Source organism: Marichromatium sp. AB32, assembly GCF_003718675.1.
In the GTDB taxonomy this organism is placed as follows: domain Bacteria; phylum Pseudomonadota; class Gammaproteobacteria; order Chromatiales; family Chromatiaceae; genus Marichromatium; species Marichromatium gracile.
Genome location: NZ_RHFJ01000002.1, coordinates 79,487 through 104,390 on the forward strand (window position 1 = coordinate 79,487; position 24,904 = coordinate 104,390).

Annotated in this window: 22 protein-coding genes; 17 read left to right on the forward strand and 5 right to left on the reverse strand. The window is 69.0% G+C overall.

Annotated features, from left to right (window positions below; translation table 11 throughout):
- Window positions 1–103 precede the first annotated feature (103 nt).
- The 3 genes from folK to metE all read right to left on the reverse strand — a co-directional run bounded on the left by folK (window position 104) and on the right by metE (window position 4,498).
- The gene (gene folK / locus EBL85_RS01445) at window positions 104–646 is read right to left on the reverse strand and encodes a 2-amino-4-hydroxy-6-hydroxymethyldihydropteridine diphosphokinase (protein ID WP_123141970.1); all 543 of its coding nucleotides are present in this window, start codon (window positions 644–646) and stop codon (window positions 104–106) included.
- A 111-nt stretch (window positions 647–757) separates the two neighbouring features.
- Window positions 758–2,005, reverse strand: coding sequence for a serine hydroxymethyltransferase (gene glyA, locus EBL85_RS01450; protein WP_123141971.1), 1,248 nt, complete (start codon window positions 2,003–2,005; stop codon window positions 758–760).
- Between the two features lie 198 nt (window positions 2,006–2,203).
- Window positions 2,204–4,498: a 5-methyltetrahydropteroyltriglutamate--homocysteine S-methyltransferase gene (gene metE / locus EBL85_RS01455; protein ID WP_123141972.1), complete on the reverse strand. Its 2,295-nt coding sequence runs from the start codon at window positions 4,496–4,498 to the stop codon at window positions 2,204–2,206.
- A gap of 112 nt (window positions 4,499–4,610) precedes the next feature.
- On the opposite strand from metE, the gene EBL85_RS01460 reads away from it, so the two are divergent.
- The 17 genes from EBL85_RS01460 (at window position 4,611) to EBL85_RS01540 (ending at window position 23,602) form a co-directional block, all read left to right on the forward strand.
- On the forward strand, window positions 4,611–5,519 hold the full coding sequence (locus EBL85_RS01460; RefSeq protein WP_062271381.1) for a LysR family transcriptional regulator: 909 nt from the start codon (window positions 4,611–4,613) through the stop codon (window positions 5,517–5,519).
- A gap of 204 nt (window positions 5,520–5,723) precedes the next feature.
- Window positions 5,724–6,092, forward strand: coding sequence for a DNA-binding protein (locus EBL85_RS01465; RefSeq protein ID WP_123141973.1), 369 nt, complete (start codon window positions 5,724–5,726; stop codon window positions 6,090–6,092).
- Window positions 6,089–6,616, forward strand: a complete 528-nt coding sequence (locus EBL85_RS01470; RefSeq protein WP_123141974.1) for an RES family NAD+ phosphorylase — start codon at window positions 6,089–6,091, stop codon at window positions 6,614–6,616. The genes EBL85_RS01465 and EBL85_RS01470 overlap by 4 nt, the downstream gene beginning before the upstream one ends.
- Window positions 6,617–7,040: 424 nt before the next feature.
- Window positions 7,041–7,727, forward strand: coding sequence for a hypothetical protein (locus tag EBL85_RS01475; protein ID WP_123141975.1), 687 nt, complete (start codon window positions 7,041–7,043; stop codon window positions 7,725–7,727).
- 484 nt (window positions 7,728–8,211) lie between these two features.
- Window positions 8,212–8,823, forward strand: a complete 612-nt coding sequence (locus EBL85_RS01480; protein WP_123141976.1) for a DUF502 domain-containing protein — start codon at window positions 8,212–8,214, stop codon at window positions 8,821–8,823.
- Between the two features lie 299 nt (window positions 8,824–9,122).
- Window positions 9,123–11,912 (forward strand): PAS domain-containing protein, encoded by a 2,790-nt coding sequence (locus EBL85_RS01485; protein WP_190288019.1) that lies wholly within the window; start codon window positions 9,123–9,125, stop codon window positions 11,910–11,912.
- Window positions 11,913–12,144: 232 nt separating this feature from the next.
- A complete protein-coding gene (locus EBL85_RS01490; protein WP_123141978.1) occupies window positions 12,145–13,593 on the forward strand; it encodes a sigma-54 dependent transcriptional regulator in 1,449 nt (482 codons plus the stop codon).
- A 310-nt stretch (window positions 13,594–13,903) separates the two neighbouring features.
- Complete coding sequence (locus tag EBL85_RS01495) at window positions 13,904–14,098, forward strand: CsbD family protein (RefSeq protein ID WP_123140494.1); 195 nt, start codon at window positions 13,904–13,906, stop codon at window positions 14,096–14,098.
- Window positions 14,099–14,168: 70 nt separating this feature from the next.
- The gene (locus EBL85_RS01500; RefSeq protein WP_123140495.1) at window positions 14,169–14,336 is read left to right on the forward strand and encodes a DUF1328 domain-containing protein; all 168 of its coding nucleotides are present in this window, start codon (window positions 14,169–14,171) and stop codon (window positions 14,334–14,336) included.
- Window positions 14,337–14,390: 54 nt separating this feature from the next.
- Window positions 14,391–15,368: a YihY/virulence factor BrkB family protein gene (locus EBL85_RS01505; protein ID WP_123141979.1), complete on the forward strand. Its 978-nt coding sequence runs from the start codon at window positions 14,391–14,393 to the stop codon at window positions 15,366–15,368.
- A 26-nt stretch (window positions 15,369–15,394) separates the two neighbouring features.
- Entirely contained in the window at window positions 15,395–16,429 is a 1,035-nt protein-coding gene (locus tag EBL85_RS01510; RefSeq protein ID WP_123141980.1) for a sodium:calcium antiporter, read from the forward strand.
- Window positions 16,430–16,513: 84 nt separating this feature from the next.
- The gene (gene mgtE / locus EBL85_RS01515) at window positions 16,514–18,172 is read left to right on the forward strand and encodes a magnesium transporter (protein ID WP_123141981.1); all 1,659 of its coding nucleotides are present in this window, start codon (window positions 16,514–16,516) and stop codon (window positions 18,170–18,172) included.
- 237 nt (window positions 18,173–18,409) lie between these two features.
- Window positions 18,410–18,928: a hypothetical protein gene (locus tag EBL85_RS01520; RefSeq protein ID WP_123142001.1), complete on the forward strand. Its 519-nt coding sequence runs from the start codon at window positions 18,410–18,412 to the stop codon at window positions 18,926–18,928.
- 76 nt (window positions 18,929–19,004) lie between these two features.
- Window positions 19,005–19,193 (forward strand): CsbD family protein, encoded by a 189-nt coding sequence (locus tag EBL85_RS01525; protein WP_123140532.1) that lies wholly within the window; start codon window positions 19,005–19,007, stop codon window positions 19,191–19,193.
- 406 nt (window positions 19,194–19,599) lie between these two features.
- Window positions 19,600–20,010: a DUF1523 family protein gene (locus EBL85_RS01530; RefSeq protein ID WP_123140500.1), complete on the forward strand. Its 411-nt coding sequence runs from the start codon at window positions 19,600–19,602 to the stop codon at window positions 20,008–20,010.
- Between the two features lie 318 nt (window positions 20,011–20,328).
- Window positions 20,329–21,921: a diguanylate cyclase gene (locus EBL85_RS01535; RefSeq protein WP_190288020.1), complete on the forward strand. Its 1,593-nt coding sequence runs from the start codon at window positions 20,329–20,331 to the stop codon at window positions 21,919–21,921.
- Window positions 21,922–21,931: 10 nt separating this feature from the next.
- On the forward strand, window positions 21,932–23,602 hold the full coding sequence (locus EBL85_RS01540) for a diguanylate cyclase (protein ID WP_190288021.1): 1,671 nt from the start codon (window positions 21,932–21,934) through the stop codon (window positions 23,600–23,602).
- Here the strand turns inward: EBL85_RS01540 and EBL85_RS01545 are convergent.
- Together EBL85_RS01545 and EBL85_RS01550 are read right to left on the reverse strand one after the other, a co-directional pair.
- Window positions 23,599–23,835, reverse strand: a complete 237-nt coding sequence (locus tag EBL85_RS01545; protein WP_123141983.1) for a thioredoxin family protein — start codon at window positions 23,833–23,835, stop codon at window positions 23,599–23,601. The two genes, EBL85_RS01540 and EBL85_RS01545, sit on opposite strands and share 4 nt — an antisense overlap.
- An 11-nt stretch (window positions 23,836–23,846) precedes the next feature.
- Entirely contained in the window at window positions 23,847–24,800 is a 954-nt protein-coding gene (locus EBL85_RS01550; protein ID WP_123141984.1) for a permease, read from the reverse strand.
- Window positions 24,801–24,904: the final 104 nt, after the last annotated feature.

The following is a 24,904-nucleotide window of genomic DNA, read 5'->3' on the forward strand; positions in this document are numbered from 1 at the left end:
CGCCCTGGACGCGGGCGTGCCCACCCGCTGCGGACGCCGCCGGATCGTGGCCCCCATCTTTGATCGTCAGGCCGCGTCGATCGCTCGGGCGACATGCGCGGCCTCACGACCGAGGGCACGCGCAATGCGCACGCCCCGCATCCGCCTCGATCAACTCGTCCGCAAGGGTTGGATCCAAACGGCGCACCGTCGTGGCATCGACCTCGGCTGCGAGCGCGCGAATCGAGCAATCGAGCGCCGGATGGCGCAGGTCGTCGACCAGATCGAGCAGCGGGATCAGCACAAAGGCGCGACCGCGGATGCGCGGATGGGGCACCTTGAGCGCGGGCTCGTCGAGGACGAGATCGTCGTAGAAGAGCAGGTCGATGTCGATCAACCGCGGTCCCCACGGGGTGCCCTCGACCCGGCCGAGCCTGCGTTCCAGGGCCTTGAGCCGGACCAGCAGCGTTGGCGCGTCGAGTCTGGTTTCGCCGCGCACGCAGAGGTTGTAGAAATCGCGCTGATCGGTCAGCCCCCAGGGGGCGGTTTCATAGACCGGCGAGAGGGCCCGCGTATCCAGCACCTCGGTGAGGTGCGCGACCGCACGCTCGAGGTTGCCGAGTCGGTCGCCCAGATTGGTGCCGAGACTCAGATAGACGGTTGCCATGATGAACAGCCTTGGAGGTGGGGCGGGGACGGTCGGTCCAGTGGATCGTCAAGCGCATCGAGGCGGGTTCGAGGCCGGCGGACACTCAGTCTCCGCCGGCTCGATGGGTCGCTAGCGATAGACCGGGAACCGCTCGGTCAGTCCCGACACCCGCTCGCGTACCTGGGCGATGACCGCGGCGTCCTGCGGCGCATCGAGCACGTCGGCGATCAGGTTGCCGACGAGCCTGGCCTCTTCCGCGCCGAACCCGCGCGTGGTCATGGCCGGGGTGCCGATGCGGATGCCCGAGGTGACGAAGGGCTTTTCGGGATCGTTGGGGATGGCGTTCTTGTTGACCGTGATGTGCGCCTCGCCGAGCAGCCGCTCGGCCTCCTTGCCGGTGAGGCCCTTGGCGCGCAGGTCGACGAGCATCAGATGGCTCTCGGTGCGCCCGGAGACGATGCGCAGCCCGCGCGCGATCAGGGTCTCGGCGAGCACGGCGGCGTTGGTGACGACCTGCTGCTGATAGGTCTTGAACTCGGGCGTCATCGCCTCCTTGAAGGCGACCGCCTTGCCGGCGATGACGTGCATCAGCGGGCCGCCCTGGATGCCGGGGAAGATGGCCGAGTTGATGGCCTTGGCGTGCGCCTCGCGCATCAGGATGACGCCGCCGCGCGGGCCGCGCAGGCTCTTGTGCGTGGTGGTGGTGACGAAGTCGGCGTGCGGCACCGGGTTCGGATAGACGCCGGCGGCGATCAGCCCTGCGTAGTGGGCCATGTCGACCATGAAATAGGCGCCGATCTCGCGGGCCACCCGGGCGATGCGCGCGAAGTCGATGCGCAGGGCGAAGGCCGAGGCGCCGGCGATGATGAGCTTGGGTGAGTGCTCGCGCGCCTGGCGCTCAAGCGCCTCGTAGTCGATGTCCTCCTCGGCGTTGAGACCGTAGCTCACCACCCGGAACCACTTGCCGCTCATGTTGAGCGCCATGCCGTGGGTCAGGTGCCCGCCTTCGGCCAGGCTCATGCCCATGATGGTGTCGCCGGGCTTGAGCACCGCGAAGAACACGCCCTGGTTGGCCTGGGAGCCCGAGTTGGGCTGCACGTTGGCCGCCTCGGCGCCGAACAGGGTCTTGACCCGATCGATCGCGAGCTGCTCGACGACATCGACATGCTCGCAGCCGCCGTAATAGCGCTTGCCCGGATAGCCCTCGGCGTACTTGTTGGTGAGCTGCGAACCCTGAGCGGCCATCACCGCCGGAGAGGTGTAGTTCTCCGAGGCGATCAGCTCGATGTGATCCTCCTGGCGCCGGTTCTCCTGCTCGATGACGGCGGAGAGCTCCGGGTCGATGCGGTCGAGTCGGTATTGGGTGCGATCAAACATGTTTGTTCTCTTTGTGAGAGCCTCCAGCCTCCAGCCTCCAGCGGCCAGCCGGGAGCCAGTGGCCGAATCGGGCGGCGACATCTGGCCGCTGGTGGCTGACAGCGTCATGGGAGCCACCAGCTTCCAGCCTCCAGCCGGGAGCCATCGGCCGAACTGGGCGGCAAACTCTGGCTGGCGGCTGGCGGCTGGCGGCTCGAATCAGCCGAGGCTCGCCCGCAGGGTCTTGGCCGCCGAGACCATGTTGGTCAGGGCCGGGATGACCTCGTTCCACTGGCGGGTCTTGAGGCCGCAGTCGGGGTTCACCCAGAGACGCTCGGCCGGGATGCGCTCGGCGGCCTTGCGCATCAGCTCGACCATCTGTTCCTCGGCCGGGATGTTGGGCGAGTGGATGTCATAGACGCCGGGACCGATCTCGTTCGGGTACTTGAAGTCGTCGAAGACGTCGAGCAGCTCCATGTCCGAGCGCGAGGTCTCGATGGTGATGGCGTCGGCGTCCATGTCGGCGATCGCGGCGATGATGTCGTTGAACTCCGAGTAGCACATGTGGGTGTGGATCTGGGTCTCGTCCGCGACGCCGTTGGCGGTGATGCGGAAGGACTCGATCGCCCAGCCGAGATAGTCATCCCATTGCGACTTGCGCAGCGGCAGGCCCTCGCGCAGCGCCGCCTCGTCGATCTGGATCACGCGCACCCCGGCCCGCTCCAGGTCCAGCACCTCCTCGCGGATGGCCAGGGCCAGCTGGCGGCAGGTGACCGAGCGCGGCTGGTCGTCGCGCACGAAGGACCAGTTGAGGATGGTCACCGGACCGGTGAGCATGCCCTTCATCGGCTTGTCGGTCAGCGACTGGGCGTAGGTGATCCAGTCGACCGTCATCGCCTTGGGACGGCTGATGTCGCCGAAGAGGATCGGCGGCTTGACGCAGCGCGAGCCGTAGGACTGCACCCAGCCGAACTGGCTGAAGGCGTAGCCGTCGAGCTGCTCGCCGAAGTACTCGACCATGTCGTTGCGCTCGGGCTCGCCGTGGACGAAGACATCCAGCCCCAGTGCTTCCTGCTCGCGCACGCAGCGGGCGATCTCGCCGCGCATCGCCTCGACGTAGGCCGCCTCCTCGATGTCACCCGCCTTGAACTGGCGGCGGGTCTGACGGATCTCGGCGGTCTGCGGGAAGGAGCCGATGGTGGTGGTGGGGAACTTGGGGAGCTGGAGCCGCTCGGCCTGCTTGGCGGCGCGCTCGGCATAGGGGCTGTTGCGCTCTCCGAGCCGGGCGTCGATCTTGGCGAGCGCGGCCTTGACCGCGGGGTTGTTGACGCGCGGCGAGCTGCGACGCGCCGCGATGGCGGCGCGGTTGGCGGCCAGCTCGCCCTGGACCGTATGACGCCCCTGGTTCAGCGCGCCGGCCAGGATGCGCAGCTCGTCGAGCTTCTGCTTGGCGAAGGCGAGCCAGGACTTGATCTCGGGATCGAGCCTCTGCTCGCTGTCGAGGTCCACCGGCACGTGCAGCAGCGAGCAGGAGGGCGCGATCCACAGACGCTCGCCGAGCTGCGCCTGGATCGGCTCCAGCCACTCGAGCACCGCGTTCAGATCGGTCTTCCAGATGTTGCGTCCGTCGATCACCCCGAGCGACAGGATCTTGCTCGAGGGCAGCAGGTTCAGCAGCGGCACCAGATCCTCGCGTCCGCGCACGACATCGATGTGCAGGCCCGCCACCGGCAGATTGGCGGCCAGATAGCGCTGTTCCTGGAGTTCGCCGAAATAGGTCGCCAGCAACAGCTTGACCGGCGCGCTCTTGAGTTCGTGATAGGCGATCTCGAAGGCATGACGCCAGGGCTCGTCGAGTTCGGTGACCAGGATGGGCTCATCGATCTGCACCCAGTCGGCGCCGTGCTCGGCCAGCGTGTTCAGCAGCTCGGCGTAGACCGGCAGCAGGCGCTCGAGCAGCGCCAGCGGGTCCGAGCCGTCCTTGGTCTTGCCGAGTGCGAGATAGGTCACCGGGCCGATCACCACCGGCTTGGCCCGCACGCCCTGCGCCTTGGCCTCGGCCAACTGCTCGAGCAGACGCGAGGCGTCGAGCTCGAACCGGGTGTCGGCGGTCAGCTCGGGGACGATGTAGTGATAGTTGGTGTCGAACCACTTGGTCATCTCACCGGCGGCGACGCCGCAGGTGCAGCCGGCCTGCTCCTCGACCGCCGGGGCCGAGCGGCCGCGCGCCACGCGGAAATAGGTGTCGAGTGCATCGCCGGCGAGACCGCGCACGCGCTCGGGCAGATTGCCCAGCGTGAAGCTCATGTCGAGCATCTGGTCGTAGAAGGCGAAATCGCCGACCGGCACCAGGTCCAGTCCGGTCTGCTCCTCCCAGTGCTGCGCGCGGAGCTGGCTGCCGACGGCCTTGAGGTCCTCGATCGAGGACTGGCCCTTCCAATAGGACTCGAGCGCGAACTTCAACTGACGCTTGGCGCCGATGCGGGGAAAACCGAGATTGTGAGTGATGGCCATGTCGAATGTCCTGGTCGATGGAGAAGGGATGTGGCCATTCTCACCAGCATGAAACATGAAATAAAATGGTATTTTCTCATCTAAGCATGCATATCACTCATGGATTGCCCCGATGACACAACTCGAGCGCTCCCATCTGGCCATCGTTCGCGCCGTCGATCAGCAGGGCTCGCTGACCGCCGCCGCCGAGCAGCTCAACCTGACCCAGTCGGCCCTGAGCCATGCGGTGCGCAAGCTGGAGAACCAGCTCGGCGTGGCGCTCTGGACCCGGGAGGGGCGCCGCTTGCGTCCGACGCAGGCCGGGGAGTATCTGCTCTCGGTGGCCGATCGTCTGCTGCCGCAGCTCACCCATGCGGAGGCACGCCTGCGTCAGTTCGCCCTGGGCGAGCGCGGGACGCTTCGCATCGGCATCGAGTGCCACCCCTGCTACCAGTGGCTGCTCAAGGTGGTCTCGCCCTACCTGGCCGCCTGGCCGGACGTGGACGTGGACGTCAAGCAGGAATTCCAGTTCGGCGGCATCGGCGCGCTCTTCGCGCATGAGATCGATCTGCTGGTGACGCCCGATCCGCTCTACGAGACGGGATTGCACTTCGAGCCGGTCCTCGACTACGAGCAGGTGCTGGTGGTGGGGCCGCAGCACGCCCTGCGCACGGCCCCCTTCGTGCAGCCCGCGCAGCTCGCCCGCGAGACCCTGATCACCTATCCCATCGCCATCGACCGGCTCGACATCTACACCCGGTTCCTGCTGCCGGCCGGCATCCGGCCCAAGCGCCAAAAGCCGATCGAGACCACCGACATCATGCTGCAGATGGTCGCCAGTGGACGTGGTGTCGCGGCCCTGCCGCGCTGGCTGGTGGATGAGTACGCGCCCAAGCTCGAGCTGACCGCGGTACGGCTCGGCATGGAGGGGATCGCCAAGCAGATCTTTCTCGGTATTCGCGCGGCCGATGCCGACACCCGCTACCTGAGCGCATTCGTCGAGCTTGCGCGCAAACATCGCGACCAGGGTGGACGACGCTGAGGGCCCGCCCGGAGTCGTCCCAGGGCCGACGGTCAGACCCTGGCGCGCTCGAAGGGCTCAGGGGCGGCGTTCGTTGCCGCGCCCCGGGGGAGGCGCGACGGTCGGGGCTTAACCCTCAGTGTCGGGAGGGTTGTGGGGGCGGTCTGCGACCTGTACTGTGCTTAAACTGTGCATCAATAAGGCGCAATCTCGGGAGACACCGTCATGGTCGCCATCTTCGCGGAGATGCTCGAATCGACGAGGGAGCCGGGGACATCGCGGTTCTCGGCACCGGGCGTCGCTCACCTCCTCGGTCTGCAACAACAGGACCTGGCCGAACTGGCGGGGGTCCACCGCAACACACTGCGTACGCATCCGGAATCGCCAAGACTGCAATCGGCGCTGCGTGGGCTGATGCGCGTGCTCTCGGCCGCCACGACGGTTCAGCCGGACCCGCAACGCGCCATCTTCCTGATCAAGAACGAGCCCATTCCCGCGTTTCATCACAAGACGCTGTTGCAACTGATCCAGGAGGGGCGAACCGAGGATGCGATCGGCTATCTGGAGTCGATCGGCGCCGGGTTCCTTGGGTGATCCTGTGTGACCTGCCTCGCGGCACCACGGTGTTCCGGGCGCATGCACCGCAGTGGGCCAGCCGACCGACCAGCGGGGCAGGTGCCGCGATCCAGGGGGGACGATTCAACCGGGCGGGCGTGGAGGCGCTGTACCTGTCGCTGGAGGAGCTGACCGCCTTGCGCGAGTACCAGCAGACCTCGCCCTTTCTGCCGCCCTGCACGATGTGCTCGTACAGCGCGACCCTGCGTGACCTGGTCGACCTGCGCCAGCTCCACGACGGCGCGCCCTGGGACGCGCTGTGGCACGACTGGCGCGAGGACTGGCGTCACCTGAGGTTCGAGCGGCACATCGAGCCGCCGACATGGGTGCTCGCCGACATGGTCTTGGCGCGCGGGTACACCGGCATCCTGTTTCCGAGCCAGACGCTCGCGGGTGGAACGAACCTGGTCGTGTACTCGGCGCGGCTCGGGGATGGCAACTCGATCACCGTCAACGACCCCGACGCGCGACTCCCCCGCGACAGGTCCAGTTGGGGGCAATGATTCCCCGCCGCGACCGATTCCGCGCGCCCCGTCTGCCCTCGGAGGCGGCGTGCCTTCGCCCGCGTTCGCGTGAGATGCCCCGGTCTGTGGTGAAATCCGCCACCCGTGACCGACGTGCCCCGTGTATCGCGGGGGGTGAGCCCAGGCGCGCAATGGCGGTGGCGTGGGACGCGGCTACCGGCGATCGCCGGTGTCGACCAGCTGCGCGCCGCGTGACCGGGGCATGAGCAGCGATGATCCGGGGAAGGGATCGGCGTCGGCTCACTCGGGTCTACCAGAATCGGCCCGCTCCTTGCAGAAAACTCCAGAAGACCTTGTATGAGCCAAGTGGCCGGAGCCCGTCGAGCACCGCGCGGGCAGGGCGCCGTGCGACGCCCCGATCCGGCCCGACCACCGTGATGCGCCACCAATGCCGATGATCGTTATGTCATCAACACAGACCAACACCCCCGCGGGGGCCTCGCTCGAGTCCGAGCGTGAGCGTCTCGCCGATCTGGAACGCCGTTCCCTGCTCGCCGAGCAGGCGCGACAACAGGCCCACAAGATGCGCACCCCCTTGAGCGTGATCAAGCTGGTCGCCGAGACCCTGCAACTCGAACTCGTCGAGGATCGGGCGCACCGCGAGCGCCTCCAGCGCCTGCTCGGCGCCGCCGCGACGCTCTCCGACGGACTCAGCGACTCGGTGCGCTCGACGCGCTTCGGCGACGGCCCGCCGCAGCGGCTCGATGCCGCGGCCCTGGGCGCCGGGGTGATACGGGTCCATGGTGGACGGGTCGTTCCGCTCGCCGAGGACGTCGGCGTGGTGGTGGAGGTCGAGCGCGACAGCCTCGAGGCGGCGCTGGTCCACTGTCTGCGGCTCATCGGTATCGGCACCGATTGCATTGGTGCCCGCGACCACCGGCCGCTCCTCGAGTGTCGGGTGGTGGCCGGGCGGCTCGTGCTGCGGCTGCGCGCCGAGGGTGGGCGGGCGGCGGAACTCCCCGTCGAGCGCGCCGATCTGCGCTTGATGGCGCAGGCGGCCGAGCGTGCCGCGCGCGACAGCGGCGGCACCCTCCACCTGGCCGAGGACACGGCGACCCTGGAGCTGCCGCTGGCGCCGTCGCCGGCGTAGTCGGTCGCGCCGACCGGTTCAGTCGGCCAGCGAGGCGACCGCGCGCAGCGCCTGTGCCTTGAGCGCCAGATGCAACACCTCGTTGTCGCGCTCGACCCCGTCGATCGTGCGCCGCATCATCCGCGCGGCGACTCCTGCGAAGCAGGCGTCGCGCCATCGCCTCGTGCGCCCATGTCGCCGTGCCGGGCGGTGACGGGCGCCGCGCGGGTGTCGCCCGACAGCGCCGTGCGGTGCAATTCAACCCGGGGCGGTTGTAATGCCCCGCTCGGGGTCGCCGTGATCGGGCCGCGCGCTCGCCGTCTCGCCCGTCGCCGCGCGCGGTCGTCGCCGTGGTGCGGTCTGGCATCGGCAGTGCTTGCGTGTGGAGGACGCGGGGGGCCGCCCGCTTGGATGCGCCGGGACCGCTGGCCCGGATCACGGCGCACGATGCCGAAGGAGACATGCCGATGACGGAGTCACTGAGCCCGGAGGAGCGAGCGTCGAGATGAGTCGGAAAAACCTGTTCGAGAGACTGCGCAACTGGTTCCTGCAGGGGTTGGCGTTGCTCGCGCCCCTGGTCATCACCATCGCCTTCCTGGTCTGGCTCGGGCGCTCGGTGGAGCTGTTCATGGGGGATCTGGTGCGTGTGCTGATGCCCGCTGGCTGGTATCTGCCCGGCATGGGGCTGGTCGCCGGCGTGGCGTTGACGGTCGTCGCCGGGTTGATCGCCAACCTCTTCCTGGTGCGCTGGCTGCTCAGGTTGGCCGAGCGCGTGCTCGATCGCATCCCGCTGGTGAAGAGCCTCTTCCAGGGCATCAAGGACGTGTCGCGATTCTTTGCCAAGGATGGCGACGAGGGGTTGGGTCGGCCCGTGGCGGTCGACATCCAGGGGATGCTGCTGGTCGGTTTCGTGATGCAGGAGCGCGTCGTCCTGCCCGGCGCCGATGACGGTGACGACCGGGTGGCCGTGTTCCTGCCGATGAGCTATCAGTTGGGCGGTTTCACCGTCTATCTGGAGCGCGACCGGATCGGCCAGCTCGATGTCGGCGCCGATTGCGCCATGCGCGCGGTGCTCACGGGTGGTTCACTGGGCGGTGATGCCGGTCTGGGGAGATGATGCGTCTGGCCAGCTTGCCGCGACGGCGTGCCGCTGAGCGTCTGGTCGGCCGCTGGGCCGTTACTGCGGCTGGGCTCAGGCGCGCCGAGCCCTCCTCAGGCCTCCTGCCTCTGTCTTAATCAACCGGATTGTATTGCGCGGGCGATCGGTGTTCCGAATGAGCCCGGCACGCCGCTCGGGGTTATCCTGAACGCATAGGAGGAGGCCGGGCTCGGCGTGGCGCCATGTTGTACGCAGCAACCCGGGCAGATGGTGCCTCCACTGCAGACCTCTGGGTCTCCAACGAGGGGGCGACGTCGATGACCAGGGAGCGGTGCTCCACCGATGATGAACTGAAGACCGCCGGGGCAGGGCGACAGGTGCTCAACGATGAGTTGACCGTCATCAACGCCCGGCTCATGGACCGGGTGCGCGAGCTGGAGACGGCCAATGAGGTGCTCGACGCCCTCCTGGTCGGCACCGAGGTGCCGGTGCTCTTCGTCGATCCGCGGTTGCGCGTGCGCCGCTGGACCCCGGCGACGGAGACGCTGCTGCGACCCGGCGGGGGCGAGCCCGGCTGCCCGCTGGCGGACCTCGGCTGGTGTCTGGAGGATGCCGGGCTGGTCGACGAGGTCGCCTTGGTGCTGGCGGGCACGCCGGTGGTGCCGCGCGAGGTCCGGGGCGACGGCGGGCAGTGGTTTCTGCGCCGGATACGGCCCTATCATTCGGGCACGGGCCAGATCGACGGGGCCATCATCACCTGGACCGACATCACCGCGCGCAAGCTCACCGAGGCGGCGCAGGCCGGTCGCGACCATGCCCTGAGCCGGCTCACCGATGCGTTGCCGGTGTTGATCTCGCAGGTCGACGCGTCGCTGTGCTATCGCTTCAACAATGCCGCCTATGCCCGCTGGTTCGGGCTCGATCCGGCAGAGATCCGCGGCAGACCGGTGGTCGATGTCCTTGGCGAGGAGGCCTTCGCGCTGGTCCGTCCCCACATGGAGCAGGCGCTGGCGGGCTCGGTCTGTCGCTTCGACGCCTGGCTGCCCTATCAGGGCGCGGGCACCCGTTGCTGCCAGATCGAGTACATCCCGGACCGACGCGACAACGGCACCGTCGACGGCTTCTTCGTGCTGGTCATCGACATCACCGAGCGGCGTCGCAACGCCGAGGAGATCGCCCGACTCAATGCCGAGAACCGGGCGCGCGCCGGCGAGCTGCGCGCGGTCTTCGAGGCCGCCCCGGTGGGGATCTATATCGGTCGCGATCTCGAGTGCCGCAACATGGACATGAACCGCGCCGGCGCCGAGATCCTCCGCCTGCCCGAGCACAGCAACCCCTCGCTGTCCGGGCCCGATGCCACCGCGCTGCCGTTTCGCGTCTTCCACGCCGGGCGCGAGCTGACCACCGCCGAGCTGCCGATGCAGGTCGCGGCGCGTGAGGGCGAGCCGGTGCACGACTTCCACGAGGAGATCCACTTCGCCGACGGTGAGGTCAGGCATCTCATCGCCTCGGCCGCGCCCCTGCGCGACGAGACCGGCGAGGTCGGGGGCTGTGTCGGCATCCTCGCCGACGTCACCCGCGCCACGCGGGCCGAGCGGCGTTACCGCGAGACCCTGGAGCGGCTCAAGCTGCATGTCGACAAGTCCCCGGTCGCCTCGCTGGAGTGGGCGGCCGATACCACCCTGCTGCGCTGGTCGACGGCGGCGGAACGGGTGTTCGGCTGGAGCGAGGCCGAGGCGCTGCGCGGGTCGCTGCGTGGGCTGGGGCTGTTCCCCGACGAGGCGCGCGAGCCCTTCGCGGACATGGTCGGCGCACTGGTCGGCGGGCTGGTCGAGCACAATCAGGCGCTCCACCTCAACCGCCGCAAGGATGGCGAGACCATCTGGTGCGAGTGGCACAACTCGGTGCTGCGCGACGCCGACGGTCGGCTGGTCTCGGTGCTCTCGCTGGCGCTCGACGTCAGCGGCCAGCAGGCGCTGCAGACGAGCCTGCGCCGCCAGGCCGAGCAGCTCACCGAGGCCGACCGGCGCAAGGACGAGTTCCTGTCGATGCTCGGTCACGAGCTGCGCAACCCGTTGGCGCCGGTGCGCAACGCGCTGGATCGTCTGGCGCTGGGCGAGACCGATCAGACCACGCTCGACTGGGCGCTCGGGGTGATCGACCGTCAGACCCATCATCTGGAGCGACTGGTGCACGACCTGCTCGATGTCGCCCGCATCACCCGCGGCGCGATCGAGCTGAAGATGGCGCGCCAGGACCTGGGGCGATTGGTGCGCGAGGCGCTGGAGGTGGTCGAGCACGAGGCGCGCGCGCGTGAGCATACGCTCGCGCTCGACCTGCCGCCGGGGGCGGTGGCGGTGCGCGGCGACGCGACGCGGCTCGTCCAGGTGCTGAGCAATGTGCTGCACAACGCCGTCAAGTACACCGATCGAGCCGGGCGCATCGCCGTCGGTCTGGTCGCGGACGCCGGGGTGGCCAGGGTCACGGTCGCGGACGACGGGCGGGGCATCCCCCCCGAGTCGATCCCCACCTTGTTCGAGCCCTTCACGCAGGGGCCGCGTTCGCTGGCGCGGGTGGAGGGCGGCCTCGGGTTGGGGCTGACCCTGGTGAAGAACCTGGTCGGGCTGCACGGCGGCAGCATCGACCTGCACAGCGACGGGGTCGGCCAGGGTACCCGTGTCACGCTGACCTTTCCGCTCGATGCCGCGCCCGAGACGGATGTGGGGCCCGGCGCTGCGGCGGGGGACGATGCGCCGGGCGAGGGCAGACGGGTGTTGATCGTCGATGACAGCCCCGATGTGGTCGAGGCGGCGAGCGAGCTGCTGCGCGCGCTCGGCCACGAGGTCAGTGGCGGCGCGAGCGGGGCCGAGGCGCTGGAGGCGGTCTCCCGGGTGCGTCCGGACCTGATCCTGCTGGACATCGGCCTGCCCGATATCGACGGCATCGAGGTCGCGCGCCGCCTCGCCGAGCGCCCCGAGCGCCGGGCCTTCCGGCTGGTGGCGGTGTCGGGCTACGGCGTGTCGAGCCTCGGCGAGGAGGCGGCGCTGTTCGACGCGCACCTGCTCAAGCCGGTCGGTGTCGCCGACCTCAAGCGGTTGCTGGAGTAGCCCCGGGGAGACGGTCGCATTCCCCCGCTGCCGAGGCGTGCATTCGCCACCGATCGTCTCCAGATCCTCCACTGGCGCGCCGGTCGCGGCGCCGGGGATGCGTGGACGGGGCGCGGCCGCTGTCGAGGATGCCCCCGTGCCCGCGCCGTGGCACGCCATCGAGACTGGTGCGGCTTGATGCCCGAGGGTGTTCGCGCCTCCATCCCGACGCTGACGAGGAGACCTGACACTGATGGGGAATTCGCTGCTGATCATCGAGGACGACGCGGCCTTCGGCGAGGAGCTGGCCCGGCACTTCACCACCAAGGGCTGGGACGTCGAGCATGCGACGACGCTCGGCGAGGCGCGGCGGCGACTGCTCGAGGAGTGTCTCGAGCCGCAGGTGACCCTTGCCGACATGAGCCTGCCCGACGGCAACGTGCTCGACCTGCTCGACGAGGTGCGTGAGGCGAAGATCGCCGGCGAGTGGATCCTGCTGACCGGCTACGGCGGTGTCTCCGACTCGGTCAGGGCGCTGCGCCTGGGGGCCTACGACTTCCTCGAGAAGCCCTGCGCGCTGAACCGGCTTGAGCTGGTGGTCTCCGGGGCGCGCCGCGCGGCCATGGCGCAGCGCCGTCTCAGTCGCGAGAGCCGCGACCGGCGGCGGCGCTACGGCGTCGAGTCCTATATCGGCCGCAGCGAGATCACCCGCGCGACGCGCGAGATGATCGCGCGCCTCGCCGAGGTGCCCTTCAGCGCCCTGGTCATCGGTGGCGAGACCGGTGTCGGCAAGGGGCTGGTCGCGCGCATCCTCCACCACGCCGGTCCCCGGGCCGACGGTCCGATGATCGAGGTCAACTGTGCCGCGTTGCCGCGCGAGCTGCTGGAGTCCGAGCTGTTCGGCCATGAGTCCGGCGCCTTCACCGGCGCCAAGGGGCGCCATCGCGGTTATCTGGAGCAGGCCAACGAGGGCACGCTGTTTCTCGACGAGATCGCCGAGATGGATCTCGACCTGCAGACCAAGCTGCTGACCGTGCTGGAGGACCATCGCGTCCGCCGGCTGGGCGCGGAGAAGGCGATCGACGTCGACGTGCAGGTGATCGCCGCGAGCAACCGCAACCTGGAGCAACGGGTGCGCGATGGCGACTTCCGCAGCGATCTCTACCATCGGCTCAGCGTCTTCCGGCTCGACCTGCCGCCGCTGCGCGAGCGCCTCGACGATCTCCACGAGCTGGTGCCGACGCTGGTCGACGAGTACAACGCGCGCTCGGGCAACCGCGTGCGCGAGATCCCGGAGGCGGTCTATGAGCGGATGCGCGCCTACAGCTGGCCGGGCAACGTGCGCGAGCTGCGCAACGTCGTCGAGCGCGCGGTGCTGCTGGCCCGTGGCGAGTGCTTCCCGATCGAGTGGATGCAGCTCGGCAGCGGTCTGGTGCCCGGTCCCGAGGATGCCCCCGCGCCCGGCGTCGACGGCGACCTGCTGACCATCCCGCTCGATGGCAGCATGGCGCTCGACGAGATGGACAGCTACATCATCCGCACCGCGCTGGAGCGCAGCGGCTATAACGTCACCGCCGCCGCGCGTGCCCTCGGCACCACCCGCGAGACCCTGCGCTATCGCATCCAGAAGTACGGTCTCAGGGACGGCGAGCCGCGCGGCGCCGTCTCCGCGAACACCGCCGGCGCCGAGGGGAGCGGCTGAGCCGCTCCCGCGTCGTCGGATGCGTCCCCCGCCGCCTCCGCGCGTCTCTTGCCCGGCGACGGGGCCTTTCCACCGCAGCCACCGAGATGGCTGGCCATATCCACCAGTGTCGCGCGATCTCCCGCCGCCGCTGGCGTGCGTCCGTGGCGTCGCGCCCGCTCATGACGGGCGCGGGGCGCCGATGTCGAAAGCTGGCATGCAGGCTGCAAGCTTGATGACCAACGGGCGCCGCCGGGCGTGGACATCGCGTCCCGGTCGCCTGGAGGCGCGCCGATCGGGCGCGCCATCACGCGAAACCTGGAGGTCTTGCATGAACTGGAACGAGGTCAAGGGGAAGTGGACGGAGATGAAGGGGCACGTCAAGGCGCGCTGGGCCGATCTCACCGATGACGATCTGCTCGCCATCGAGGGCGAGCGCGACAAGCTCGTCGGCAAGATCCAGGAGCGTTACGGCCTTGCCAAGGAGGAGGCCGAGCGTCAGGTCGAGGAATACGAGAAGGGATGATCGCCTCCTCGGGCGGCGCGGCGTGCGCCGCGCGCCCGTCGACCGGATTCATGTCACTGAGGAGGTTGTGATGATCAGACTCGCGCTCGTCTTCCTGATCGTGGCGTTGATCGCCGGCGCACTCGGGCTGACCGGTATCGCCGGCACCGCGTCCAGTATCGCCTGGATACTCTTCGTCGTCGGACTCGTCTTTGCGGTGGTGTTGTTCGTGTTCGGACGTCGGCCGCCGACGCTGTGACCGGGGTGAGGCCGCCGCGCCGCGCGCGCGGCCAGACCAAGGGGGAGGGATGTGATGGATGTCGATGATCGCGCCGACCGGGCGATCGGTCGCCTGGCCGATGCGCCCAACGAGATCCCGCCGGGCGGCTGGGTCCGGATCGTCACGCGGGCCTGGCGGGCGGCGGGCGCCGACAACGTCTCGCTGGTCGCCGCCGGGGTCGCGTTCTACAGCCTGCTGGCGGTGTTCCCCGGCATCGCCGCGCTGATCGCCCTGTTCGGGCTGGTCGCCGACCCCGCGCAGGTCGAGGGACAGTTCTCCGCGCTCAGCGCCGTGCTGCCCGCAGAGGTCTATCAACTGCTCTCGCAGCAGATGCGCGAGGTTGCATCGGGCTCGGGGCAGAGCCTCGGCGCCGGGCTGGCGGGCGCGATCCTGCTGTCGGTGTGGAGCGCCACGCGGGCGACGCAGTCGCTGATCGCGGCGCTGAACATCGTCTACGACGAGCGCGAGCGTCGAGGCTTCCTGCGGCTGAATCTCACCGCCTTCGTCGTGACCTTCTCGCTGGTGCTGCTGGTCGCCGTGGTGCTGGCGCTGATCGTGGCGGTGCCGGTCGCGATGCGTTATGTCGGCCTGGGTGCGCTGGCGCAGGTGCTCGTCAATCTGGTGCGCTGGCCGGTGCTGGCCGCGTTGGCGCTGACCCTGCTCGCGGTCCTCTATCGCTATGGCCCGTCACGCCGCCAGGCGCGCTGGCGGTGGGTCTCGGTCGGCTCGTCGCTCGCCGTGGTGCTGTGGCTGGTCGCCTCGGCCCTGTTCTCGGTCTATGTCTCGCGCTTCGGTACCTACAACGCGACCTATGGCTCGATCGGCGCGGTCATCGTGCTGCTGATGTGGCTCTATCTCTCGGCGCTGATCACCATCCTCGGCGCCGAGCTCAACGCCGAGATCGAGCGCCAGACCGCGCGCGACACCACCCGGGGCGAGCCGCGTCCGCGCGGCGAGCGGGGGGCCTATGTGGCCGATCACCTGCCCGACGATGCGCCCTCTGCGGACTGAGTGGCGCGTGTTGAGGCGCGAAGACGATGCCCTCGGCTGAGCACTGGTCACTGGCGCTGATCGTCCTCGTGCTGGTCGCGAGCGCGGCGGTGATCGCCGTGGTCGGGACGCGCATGGCGCGGCTCGCCGACCGTCTCGCCGATCTGACCGGGCTCGGCGAGGCGGTGTTCGGCGCGGTGCTGCTCGGCGCCAGCACCTCGCTGCCCGGGATCATCGTCTCGCTCACCGTCGCCTCGGCAGGCAAGGCCGAGCTTGCGGTCGGCAACGCCGTCGGCGGCATCGCGGCGCAGACGGCCTTTCTCGTCGTCGCCGATATCCTCTATCGTCGCGCCAATCTCGAGCACGCCGCCGCCTCGGTGCCCAATCTCATCAACGGTGCGCTGCTCTGCGCGCTGCTCGCGGTGCCGTTGATGGCCGCAACGGCGCCGCCGGTGACGCTCTTCGGGGTCCATCCGGCCTCGTTCCTGCTGCTGGCGCTCTACGCACTCGGGGTGCGCCTGGCCGCCGTCGCCCGGGGTCAGCCGGCCTGGTATCCGGTGCAGACCGGCGAGACCCGCGAGGACGTCCCGGAGACGTCCGACGATGATGGGGCGGGGCAACGCCGGTTGTGGGCGGGCTTCGTCGCGGCGGTGATCCTGGTCGGCGCCGCGGGCTATCTCGTCGGCGTCGCGGGGATGGCGCTGGTGCGGGTGACCGGGCTCTCGGAGACCCTGGTCGGGGTCCTCTTCACCGCCGTGGTGACCTCGCTCCCGGAGCTGGTCACCGCGATCGCCGCCGTGCGCCACGGTGCGCTGACGCTCGCCGTCGGCGGCATCATCGGCGGCAACACCTTCGATGTGCTGTTTCTCGCGTTCTCCGATATCGCCTATCGGCCGGGATCGCTCTACCATGCCGTCGGGGATCAGCCGCTGTTCATCATCAGTCAGACGATTCTGCTGACCGCCACGCTGCTGCTCGGACTGATCCGGCGCGAGCGCAGCGGCATCGGCAACATCGGCTTCGAGAGCTGGTTGGTGCTGATCTTCTACGGTATCGGTCTCGGCGTCATCGTCCTCGGCTGAACCCATCGCCCGTCTCCTCGGGCGGCCGCCCTCGTGCGGGGGACCGATGACCCTCCATCCCGATAGCCGCAATGGAACAAGCCCTTGAAGCGAGACCTGCAACCCGATCCGAACGACCTGATCGCCACCGAGATCGACCATCTGCGTGAGCTGCTCGCGCAGGGTCAGGGCAAGCGCGCGCGCCGCCTGCTCAAGAAGATGCACCCGGCCAAGATCGCCAGCCTGCTCGAGACGCTCACCCCGGCGCAGCGGGTGGCCGCCTGGCATCAGGTCGAGGCGCGCACCGAGGACAAGGTGCGCGCGCACCTCTCGGCCACGCTGCGCGCCCGACTCGCCCGCGACCTCGAGATCGAGGCCGCCGCGGAGTCCGACCCCGACTCGCGACACCTCGACGGCCCGCCCGAGGACGAGCCGGAGACCCAGTTGCGTCTGGTCCTGGAGGCGCTGGAGGAGGGCAAGCTCAAGCGCATCGCGCGGCTGTTTCGCAAGCTCCACCCGGCGCGCATCGCCGGGTTGCTGGAGTCGCTGCCGGCGACCGAGCGCGCCGCCGCCTGGGACATGATCGACGGTGAGCGCACCGCCAAGGTCCTGCGCCACCTGCAGGAGGAGGTGCGCCGCCGTCTCGCCGCGGAGATGGATCTGGATCATCTGGTCGAGGCCGCGCGCGGCCTCGAGCCAGATGATCTGGTCGACCTCATCCAGGATCTGCCGATGGCCACCGGTCGGCAGATCCTCGAGGCCATGGACCGGCGCGAGCGCGAGCGCTTGCAGTCGATGCTCTCCTACCCCGAGGACAGCGCCGGCGGCCTGATGAACATGGACCAGATCGCGGTACGCGCCAACATCCGCGTCGGTACCCTGCTGCGTTATCTGCGACTGCGCGAGGACCTGCCGCCGAACACCGACAAGTTCTTCGTCATCGACCGCAAGCAGCACTATCAGGGCGTGCTGCGCACGCGCCGGGTGCTGACCGCGCGCCCCGAGACGCTGGTCTCGGAGCTGATGGAGACCGACTTCGAGCCGGTGCCCGCCGACCAGCCGAGCGACGCGGTGGCGCGCCGCTTCGAGGAGGAAGACCTCAGCTCGGCGCCGGTGGTGGATGCCGACGGACGCCTGCTCGGGCGCATCACCGTCGATGACGTGGTCGACGTCATCCGCGAGCAGGCCGCGCACGCGATCATGGGCATGGCCGGGCTGGACGAGGAGACGGACATGTTCGCCCCGGTGCTGGCGAGCAGCCGACGACGGGCGGTGTGGCTCGGCATCAACCTGATCACCGCCTTTCTCGCCGCCTGGGTCATCGGTCTGTTCGAGGGCACCCTGCAACAGGTGGTGGCGCTCGCGGTACTGATGCCGATCGTCGCCAGCATGGGCGGTATCGCCGGCAGCCAGACGCTGACCCTGGTCATCCGCGGGTTGGCGACGGGGCAACTCGGTGGCGGCAACACCCGCATCCTGCTGTTGAAGGAGGCCGGGATCGGTCTGCTGAACGGCCTGCTCTGGGCGCTGGTGGTCGCCGCCCTGGCGATCCTCTGGTTCGGCGACTGGGCGATCGGCGGCATCATCGCCGTGGCGATCCTGCTCAACCTGCTCTGCGCGGCGCTCTCCGGGGTCGCCATCCCGCTGCTGATGCGCCGTTTCGGCATCGATCCCGCCCTGGCCGGGAGCGTGGTGCTGACCACGGTCACCGATATCGTCGGCTTCTTCGCCTTCCTGGGGCTGGCGACTGTGGTGTTGCTCTAGCCGCTCGGCTCCGCGTCGACGGCGGGGCATATGCCCCCGTCGGCGGGGGCTATCCCCCGATCGGTCGGGGCACCCGCGCATGGGGTCAGCCCTTGCGCCCCGTCATGGCGCGCTCCGGAAGGGTTGGCATCGGCTTTGCAACTTCTCCACCGAGGGATGATGCCCCGCGAGCCTCGCGGCCATCTCCACGTGAACCGCCACCATTTTCCGGTCACGACCACCATGGAGGAGCACGACATGAAACCGATTCTCGCCACCAGCGCCGCACTCTGCTTCACCTTGTTCTCGCTCAGCGCGATGACCCAGGCGGAGATGTCCGATGAGAAGGGCATGATGCAGGAGTCCGAGATGTCCGAGGACAAGGGCATGATGCACGAGGCCGGGATGCCGCCGGCCGAGGAGATCAAGCAGGACACCAAGGATCTGCTCGCCTCGCTCAAGGCCTATGGCGCCGATCAGCGCGATGAGGCGGTGAAGGCGACCAAGGAGGCGCTGGAGGCCGCCGACGAGCGCATCGACGCCTTGCAGGCGCGTCTCGACGAGAACTGGGACGACATGAGCGAGGCCGCCCGCGAGAAGACGCAGGCGAGCATGACGGCGTTGCGCGAGCGTCGCGCCCAGGTCGCCGAGTGGTACGAGGACATGGAGAGCAGCTCCGACAGCGCCTGGGACGAGATCAAGGAGGGCTTCGCCGAGGCCTACGAGGCGCTGGGCGAGGCCTGGCACGAGGCCGTCGAGTCCTTCGAGGAGGAATAACCATCCGCGCAAGCAGCGACGAACTCACCGAACATCCACCAGCCAGAGACCGGTCGTGACCGGTCGGGAGAAGACCATGAACTGGGAACAGATCCGTGGCAATTGGGAACAGGCCAAGGGCGAGCTGAAGGTGCGCTGGGGCAAGTTGACCGACGATGACCTGGCGCTGATCGATGGCGAACGCGACAAGCTCGTCGGTAGCCTGCAGGAGAAGTACGGCGTCACCAAGGAGGAGGCGATCAAGCAGGTCGACGAGCTGCACTGATCGTCGTCGCCCGGGCCAGGGATGGCCCGGGGCGTGCCGCCATCGCGGACATGCCGGGCGAGCCCGTTCGACGGGCTCGCTTTTTTTGTGTCTCCGGTCGCTCCATCACGTCGCCCGCCGCGCGTCGTGCCACTGCGCCAGATCCGTCGTCGCGCGTGTGGACAGGGTCGGGCGGCCGGGGCAGGTGGATAACCACCGGTGCCCGTGGGAGCGGTCGGGGCAATTGCCCCGTGGGTCATCCCCATATTCTGAAGAGGATGGAGAATGCCTTAAATATCAGTTTGATGGCGCGTTTTTTCGGCTGGCATCGCGATTGCAGCGTCTAGATCGACTCCGCGAGTTCACGACTTCGCCGTGATGATTCGCGGTCTCGCATCCGCGTCAAGACACAAGGGGGTAGAGAGTCATGAAGAACAAGCTCAAGATCGGCGGCGCCGTCGTCCTCGCCATCGTGGTCTTCCTGCTCTGGCTGCGCTGGGGGCCGGACTCCTGGGAGGTTCAGATCACCGGCGTGACCGGCGATGGGCGCGACGTCCAGTACCGTATCGAGACCGTCTATGCCGATTCGGCCGAGACGCTGATCTTCCGTAACGAGGACGCCGGCTTCACGCCGCCCTATTTCAAGTTCGACTCCGCCGATCTGCAGTCGGTCGCCAGCCGCATCACCCGGGAGTGTCCCGAGGTGCCGGTCACGGTACACGGCTACAGCCTGCGTATCTCGTGGCTGGACATGTTCCCGAACGCCACCTCGATCGACGCGCCGCAGCGCTGCATCGAGGCGCCCTCCGATCCCTCCGAGGTGACCGGGTCGCAGTAACGCGGTCGATGCCGGGTCCGGTGATCGGACCCCGGGCGGGCGATGCCTCACGGCGCCGTCCGCCCGCTGTTCGTCTGGCGTCGGCCTCTTCCGTCGTGCCGCGCGCCCGGCCTCGGGGTCGGACGCGATCTCCCGTCTCCCGCGCGCCGGGACCATCCCTCGGCGCGCGTTGGCTGCGGCGAAACCGGCCCCATCATCAACTGCCGATCACCGCCGTTTCGGCGGGACCGGGGTACGGGTCGCCAGGGGAGTCGCAAGCATGTCTGTCAGCAGGGATCGTCTTGTCGTCTCGCCTCTCGCCGCGCCTCCGGGGAACGGATGAGCGGGCGCGGGTTCTGGCGGCTGTATCTGCCGCTGGCCCTGGGGCTGGTGGCGCTGCTGGTGCTGGTGTGGGGGTGGAGCGTGCGCCAGATGCACCGCGAGCTCGATGAGACGGCGCGGGCCGGGGTCGACGAACTGGTGCGGCTGATCGAGAACAAGCTCGACCATGTCGCGATCGATACGCTGACGCTGGCGCGCCAGCACATCGTGCAGCGCTATCTCGATACCGGCGACCGCGACTGGCTGCCGCTGATCGCCGCCGAACTGACCAACCGCATCCACTATGCCCGGCGCTATCAGAAGATCCGGCTGATCGACGAGACCGGGCACGAGGTGGTGCGTGTCGAGTCGCTCGCCGGCGAGATCCTGACCATCCCCGAGGAGGAACTGCAGGACAAGGCCGATCGTTACTATGTCGAGGCGACGCTGGGGCTCGAGCCCGGCGAGCTCTATGTCTCGCCGCTCGATCTCAGCATCGAGAACGGCGAGGTGCTGTTGCCCTTCCTGCCGCTGCTGCGGGTGGGGACCCCGGTGTTCGACAGCGCCGGGCGCGGTCGCGGGATGATCGTCATCAGTTATCGCGCCGGTCATCTGCTCGAGCGTCTCGAGGACTTCGGGCGCGCCGGTCCCATCCGCCCGATGCTCATCAACTGCGCCGGTTACTGGCTGCTGGCCCCGCAGCGCGGGATGGCCTGGGGTTTCATGGTCGAGGGGCGCGCCGAGCAGCGGATGCAGGTGCGCTACCCGGAGGCCTGGGCGCGGATGCAGCATCACCCGCTCGGGTTGATCCGCACCGCCGACGGCACCTTCGTCTATCGTGACGTGGTGCCGCTGCAGAGCAGCTATCCGGTCTACTCGGCGCTGTGCGCGCGACGCGACGATGCGGTCTCGCCGAACCTGCTGCGCTGGCACGTGGCCGCTTTCATCGCGCGCGAGCGCTATGTGCGCGCGGCGCTGACGCCGACGCTGGTGATCGCCGGGCTGGGCGTGCTGTTGCTGCTGGTCCTGGCCTTGGCGGTGCGCGCGACCGTGGCGTTGCGCGCCGATCGACGCGCGCGCATCGACCGTCTGCAGCGCCAGGCGCGCACCGACGCCCTCACCGGGCTGGCCAATCGCACCGCCTTCGAGGAGCGCACCGATCTCGAGATCGCGCGCGCGGCGCGCCACCACCGCCGCTTCGCCCTCTGCCTGCTCGACCTCGACGGCTTCAAGGCGGTCAACGACAGCCAGGGGCATCTGGTCGGCGACGAGGTGCTGCGTTTCGTCGCCGCCGTCCTCGTGCGCCACCTGCGCACCGGCTCCGATGATCTCGCCAGCCGCTTCGGCGGCGATGAGTTCGGGCTGTTGCTGTGCGAACTCCCCGAGGAGGTCGAACAGGTGCAGACGATCCTTGCCGATCTCTGTCGTCGCATCGCCGCCGGCGACTGGGGCGTGACGGCGAGCATCGGCGTCGCGCTCTATCCAGACCATGCCACCAGCCGGGTCGGGTTGCTGCGCGCGGCCGATGTCGCCATGTATCGCGCCAAGGAGCGCGGCAAGAATCGCATCGTGCTCGCCGGCGAGCATGACCAGGGCGCGCCGGCGCGCTGAGGGGGAATCGATGCGGACATTCGCGCAGCACAGCCCGCGGACGTCGGAGTCCGCCACCGACCGCGCCGACGGCGACGGCGAACGCGCGCCGCTCTCGGCGCGGTGGCTGTTCCTGTTGACCTACGCGCTGCTCGCCGGGGTGCTGGTCGTGCTGTTGGTGCTGGTGTGGCAGTGGCAGGTCGATAGCCTGTCTCGCGAGCTCGACGCCACGGCGATCGCCAGCGTGGAGGAGCAGGAGCGGTTGCTCGAAAACAAGCTCGACTATGTGGTCTCCGATGTGCTGACACTCTCGCGCCAGAACGAGCTGCAGCGCTATCTCGAGGGCGGCGACGAGGCGCTGCTCGATCGCATCGCGCGCGAATACGCCGCGCGGCTGCGCTACTCCGGGCTGTATCAACAGATCCGTCTGCTCGACGCGCGCGGTCGCGAGCGGGTGCGGGTCGAACTCGACGCCGAGGGCACGCCGCGGATCATCATCGCCGGACGCGGCGCGGAGACCTGGTTCGATACGGCCGCACTCGCGCTGAACGCCAACGAGATCTATGTCTCGGCGTTGGACCTCGACGTCGCCGAGGGCCGGATCGCGCGCCCCTTCGTGCCGATCCTGCGCCTGGCGACCCCGGTGATCGACGCCGCCGGGCGCAATCGCGGGCTGGTCGTCATCCACTATCTCGCCGGGCGGCTGCTGGAGCGGCTCGAGGATGTCGGCCGGGGCAACCCCACGCAGCCGATGCTGGTCAACTGCGAGGGGTATTGGCTGCTCGCGCCGGAGGCAGAGATGCGCTGGGGGTTCATGCTGCCCGAGCGCGCGCGCCAACGGATGCAGGTGCGCTTCCCTCGGGTGTGGCAAGAGATGGCGCGGGTCGATCGGGGCGAGGTGCGTACCGCCGCCGGGTTCTTCGCCTTTCACCGCGTCGAGCCGCTGCGCGTCGACTATCCGGTGCACTCGGCGCCCTGCGGTGGCGGGGCGACGATGAGCGAGGCGGTCCTGCCGTTGCAGTGGTACACCCTGGCCTTCGTCCCGCGTGCGCTCTATGAGCGCGCGGCGATGACGCCGACGGTGGTCATCGGGCTACTTGGGCTGTTGTTGCTTGGGGTGCTCGCCGCTGCGGTGCAGGCGATGGTCGCGCTCTACGACAACCGGCGCGCGCAGTTGCTTCAGCTCGAGCGGATGGCGCGTACCGACGCGCTCACCGGGATGGCCAACCGCATCGCCTTCGAGGAGCGCGCCACGCTCGAGATCGAGCGCGCCGCGCGCCACCGGCGCTGTTTCGCGCTCTGCGTGATCGATCTCGACGGCTTCAAGGCGATCAACGATACCCAGGGCCACCTGGCCGGCGACGCGGTACTGCGCTTCGTCGCCGAGGTGCTGGTGGGGCAGTTGCGCACCACCTCGGGCGATCTTGCCGGGCGCATCGGCGGCGATGAGTTCGGGCTGTTGCTGAGCGAACTGCCCGACCCCGAGACGGCGCGCGCGATCCTCGAGGACATCCGCCGGCGGATCGCCGCGGGCGACTGGGAGGGGCAACGGGTCTCGGCGAGCATCGGCGTGGCGCTCTATCCGCACGACGCCGGCCATCTCACCGAGCTGTTCCAGCTCGCCGACGCGGCCATGTACCGGGCCAAGTCGGCGGGCAAGGATCGAGTGATGTTCGCCGGCGCGCCGCCCCGAGCCGGTTAGCCCGAGACCCAGGCGCGCACCTGATCGGCCCGCGGTACGCCGCCGCTGTGTACCACCTCGCCGTCGAGCACCACGCCGGGCGTCGACATGACGCCGTAGCCGAGGATCTCGGCCATGTCGGTGATCTTCTCCAGCGCGATCTCGACGCCCGCCTCGGCCGCGGCGCGCGTGATCGCCTCGGCCGTGACCTCGCAGTTGCGGCAGCCGCCGCCCAGTACCTTGAATGTCTTCATGTCTCGATTCCTCAAACGATCAGATTGAAGCCCCACCCGACCAGGGTGAAGGCGACGGCCAGCACCGTGGCGAACAGCGCCAGGGCCGGCCAGCGGATGACCTTGCGCAGGATCAGCAGCTCCGGCAGCGACAGCGCCGCGACACTCATCATCAGTGCCAGGGTGGTGCCGATCGCCACGCCCTTGGTCAGCATCGCCTCGGCCACCGGGATGACGCCGGTGGCGTTGGCATAGAGCGGGATGCCCAGCAGCACCGCTGCCGGCACGCTGAACCAGTCGTCCCCGCCCAGGTGCTCGGTCACCCAGGCGGCGGGGACAAAGCCGTGGAAGAGGGCGCCGACGCCGATGCCGAGCAGCACCCAGCGCCAGATCCGCCCGACGATCTCGCGTACCTCGCCGAGCGCGTAGCGGTGACGCCCGCGCAGGCTGGTATCGGGCTCGGCCCTGGCCGTCTCGCCCATGCGGATCTTCCACACATAGTCCTCGACCCAGCGTTCGGGCCGGAAGGCCTGCATGGCGAGTCCGCCGAACCAGGCCACGAGCAGCCCGGCGAGTACATAGAGCGCCGCGAGCTTCCAGCCCAGGACGCCGACCAGGATGACGGCGGCGACCTCGTTGATCATCGGGCTGGCGATGAGAAAGGAGAAGGTCACCCCGAGCGGGATGCCGGCCTCGACGAAACCGATGAACAACGGCACCGACGAGCACGAGCAGAAGGGCGTCACCGCGCCCAGGGTGACGGCCATGCCGCGCGCCTGCCAGTCCGGTCGGCCACGCACGAAGGCGCGCACCCGCTCCGGTGAGAGCATGGCGCGCAACAGCCCCATGACATAGATCACCAACACCAGCAGGACGAAGATCTTGGCCACGTCCATGACGAAGAACTGCACTGCCGCGCCGCTGCGCGAGGTCGGTTCCAACCCGAGCAGGCCGAAGGCGATGAGATCACCGAGTTGCTCAAACATGGGTGCCTGCTCGCGGTGAGCGGTGGAGATGGATACGGAGAGAGATGTTCATGCCTGTCTCTGAGTGTGAAGAAAGGAACCACCAGCACCCGCTTGTCCGTCGT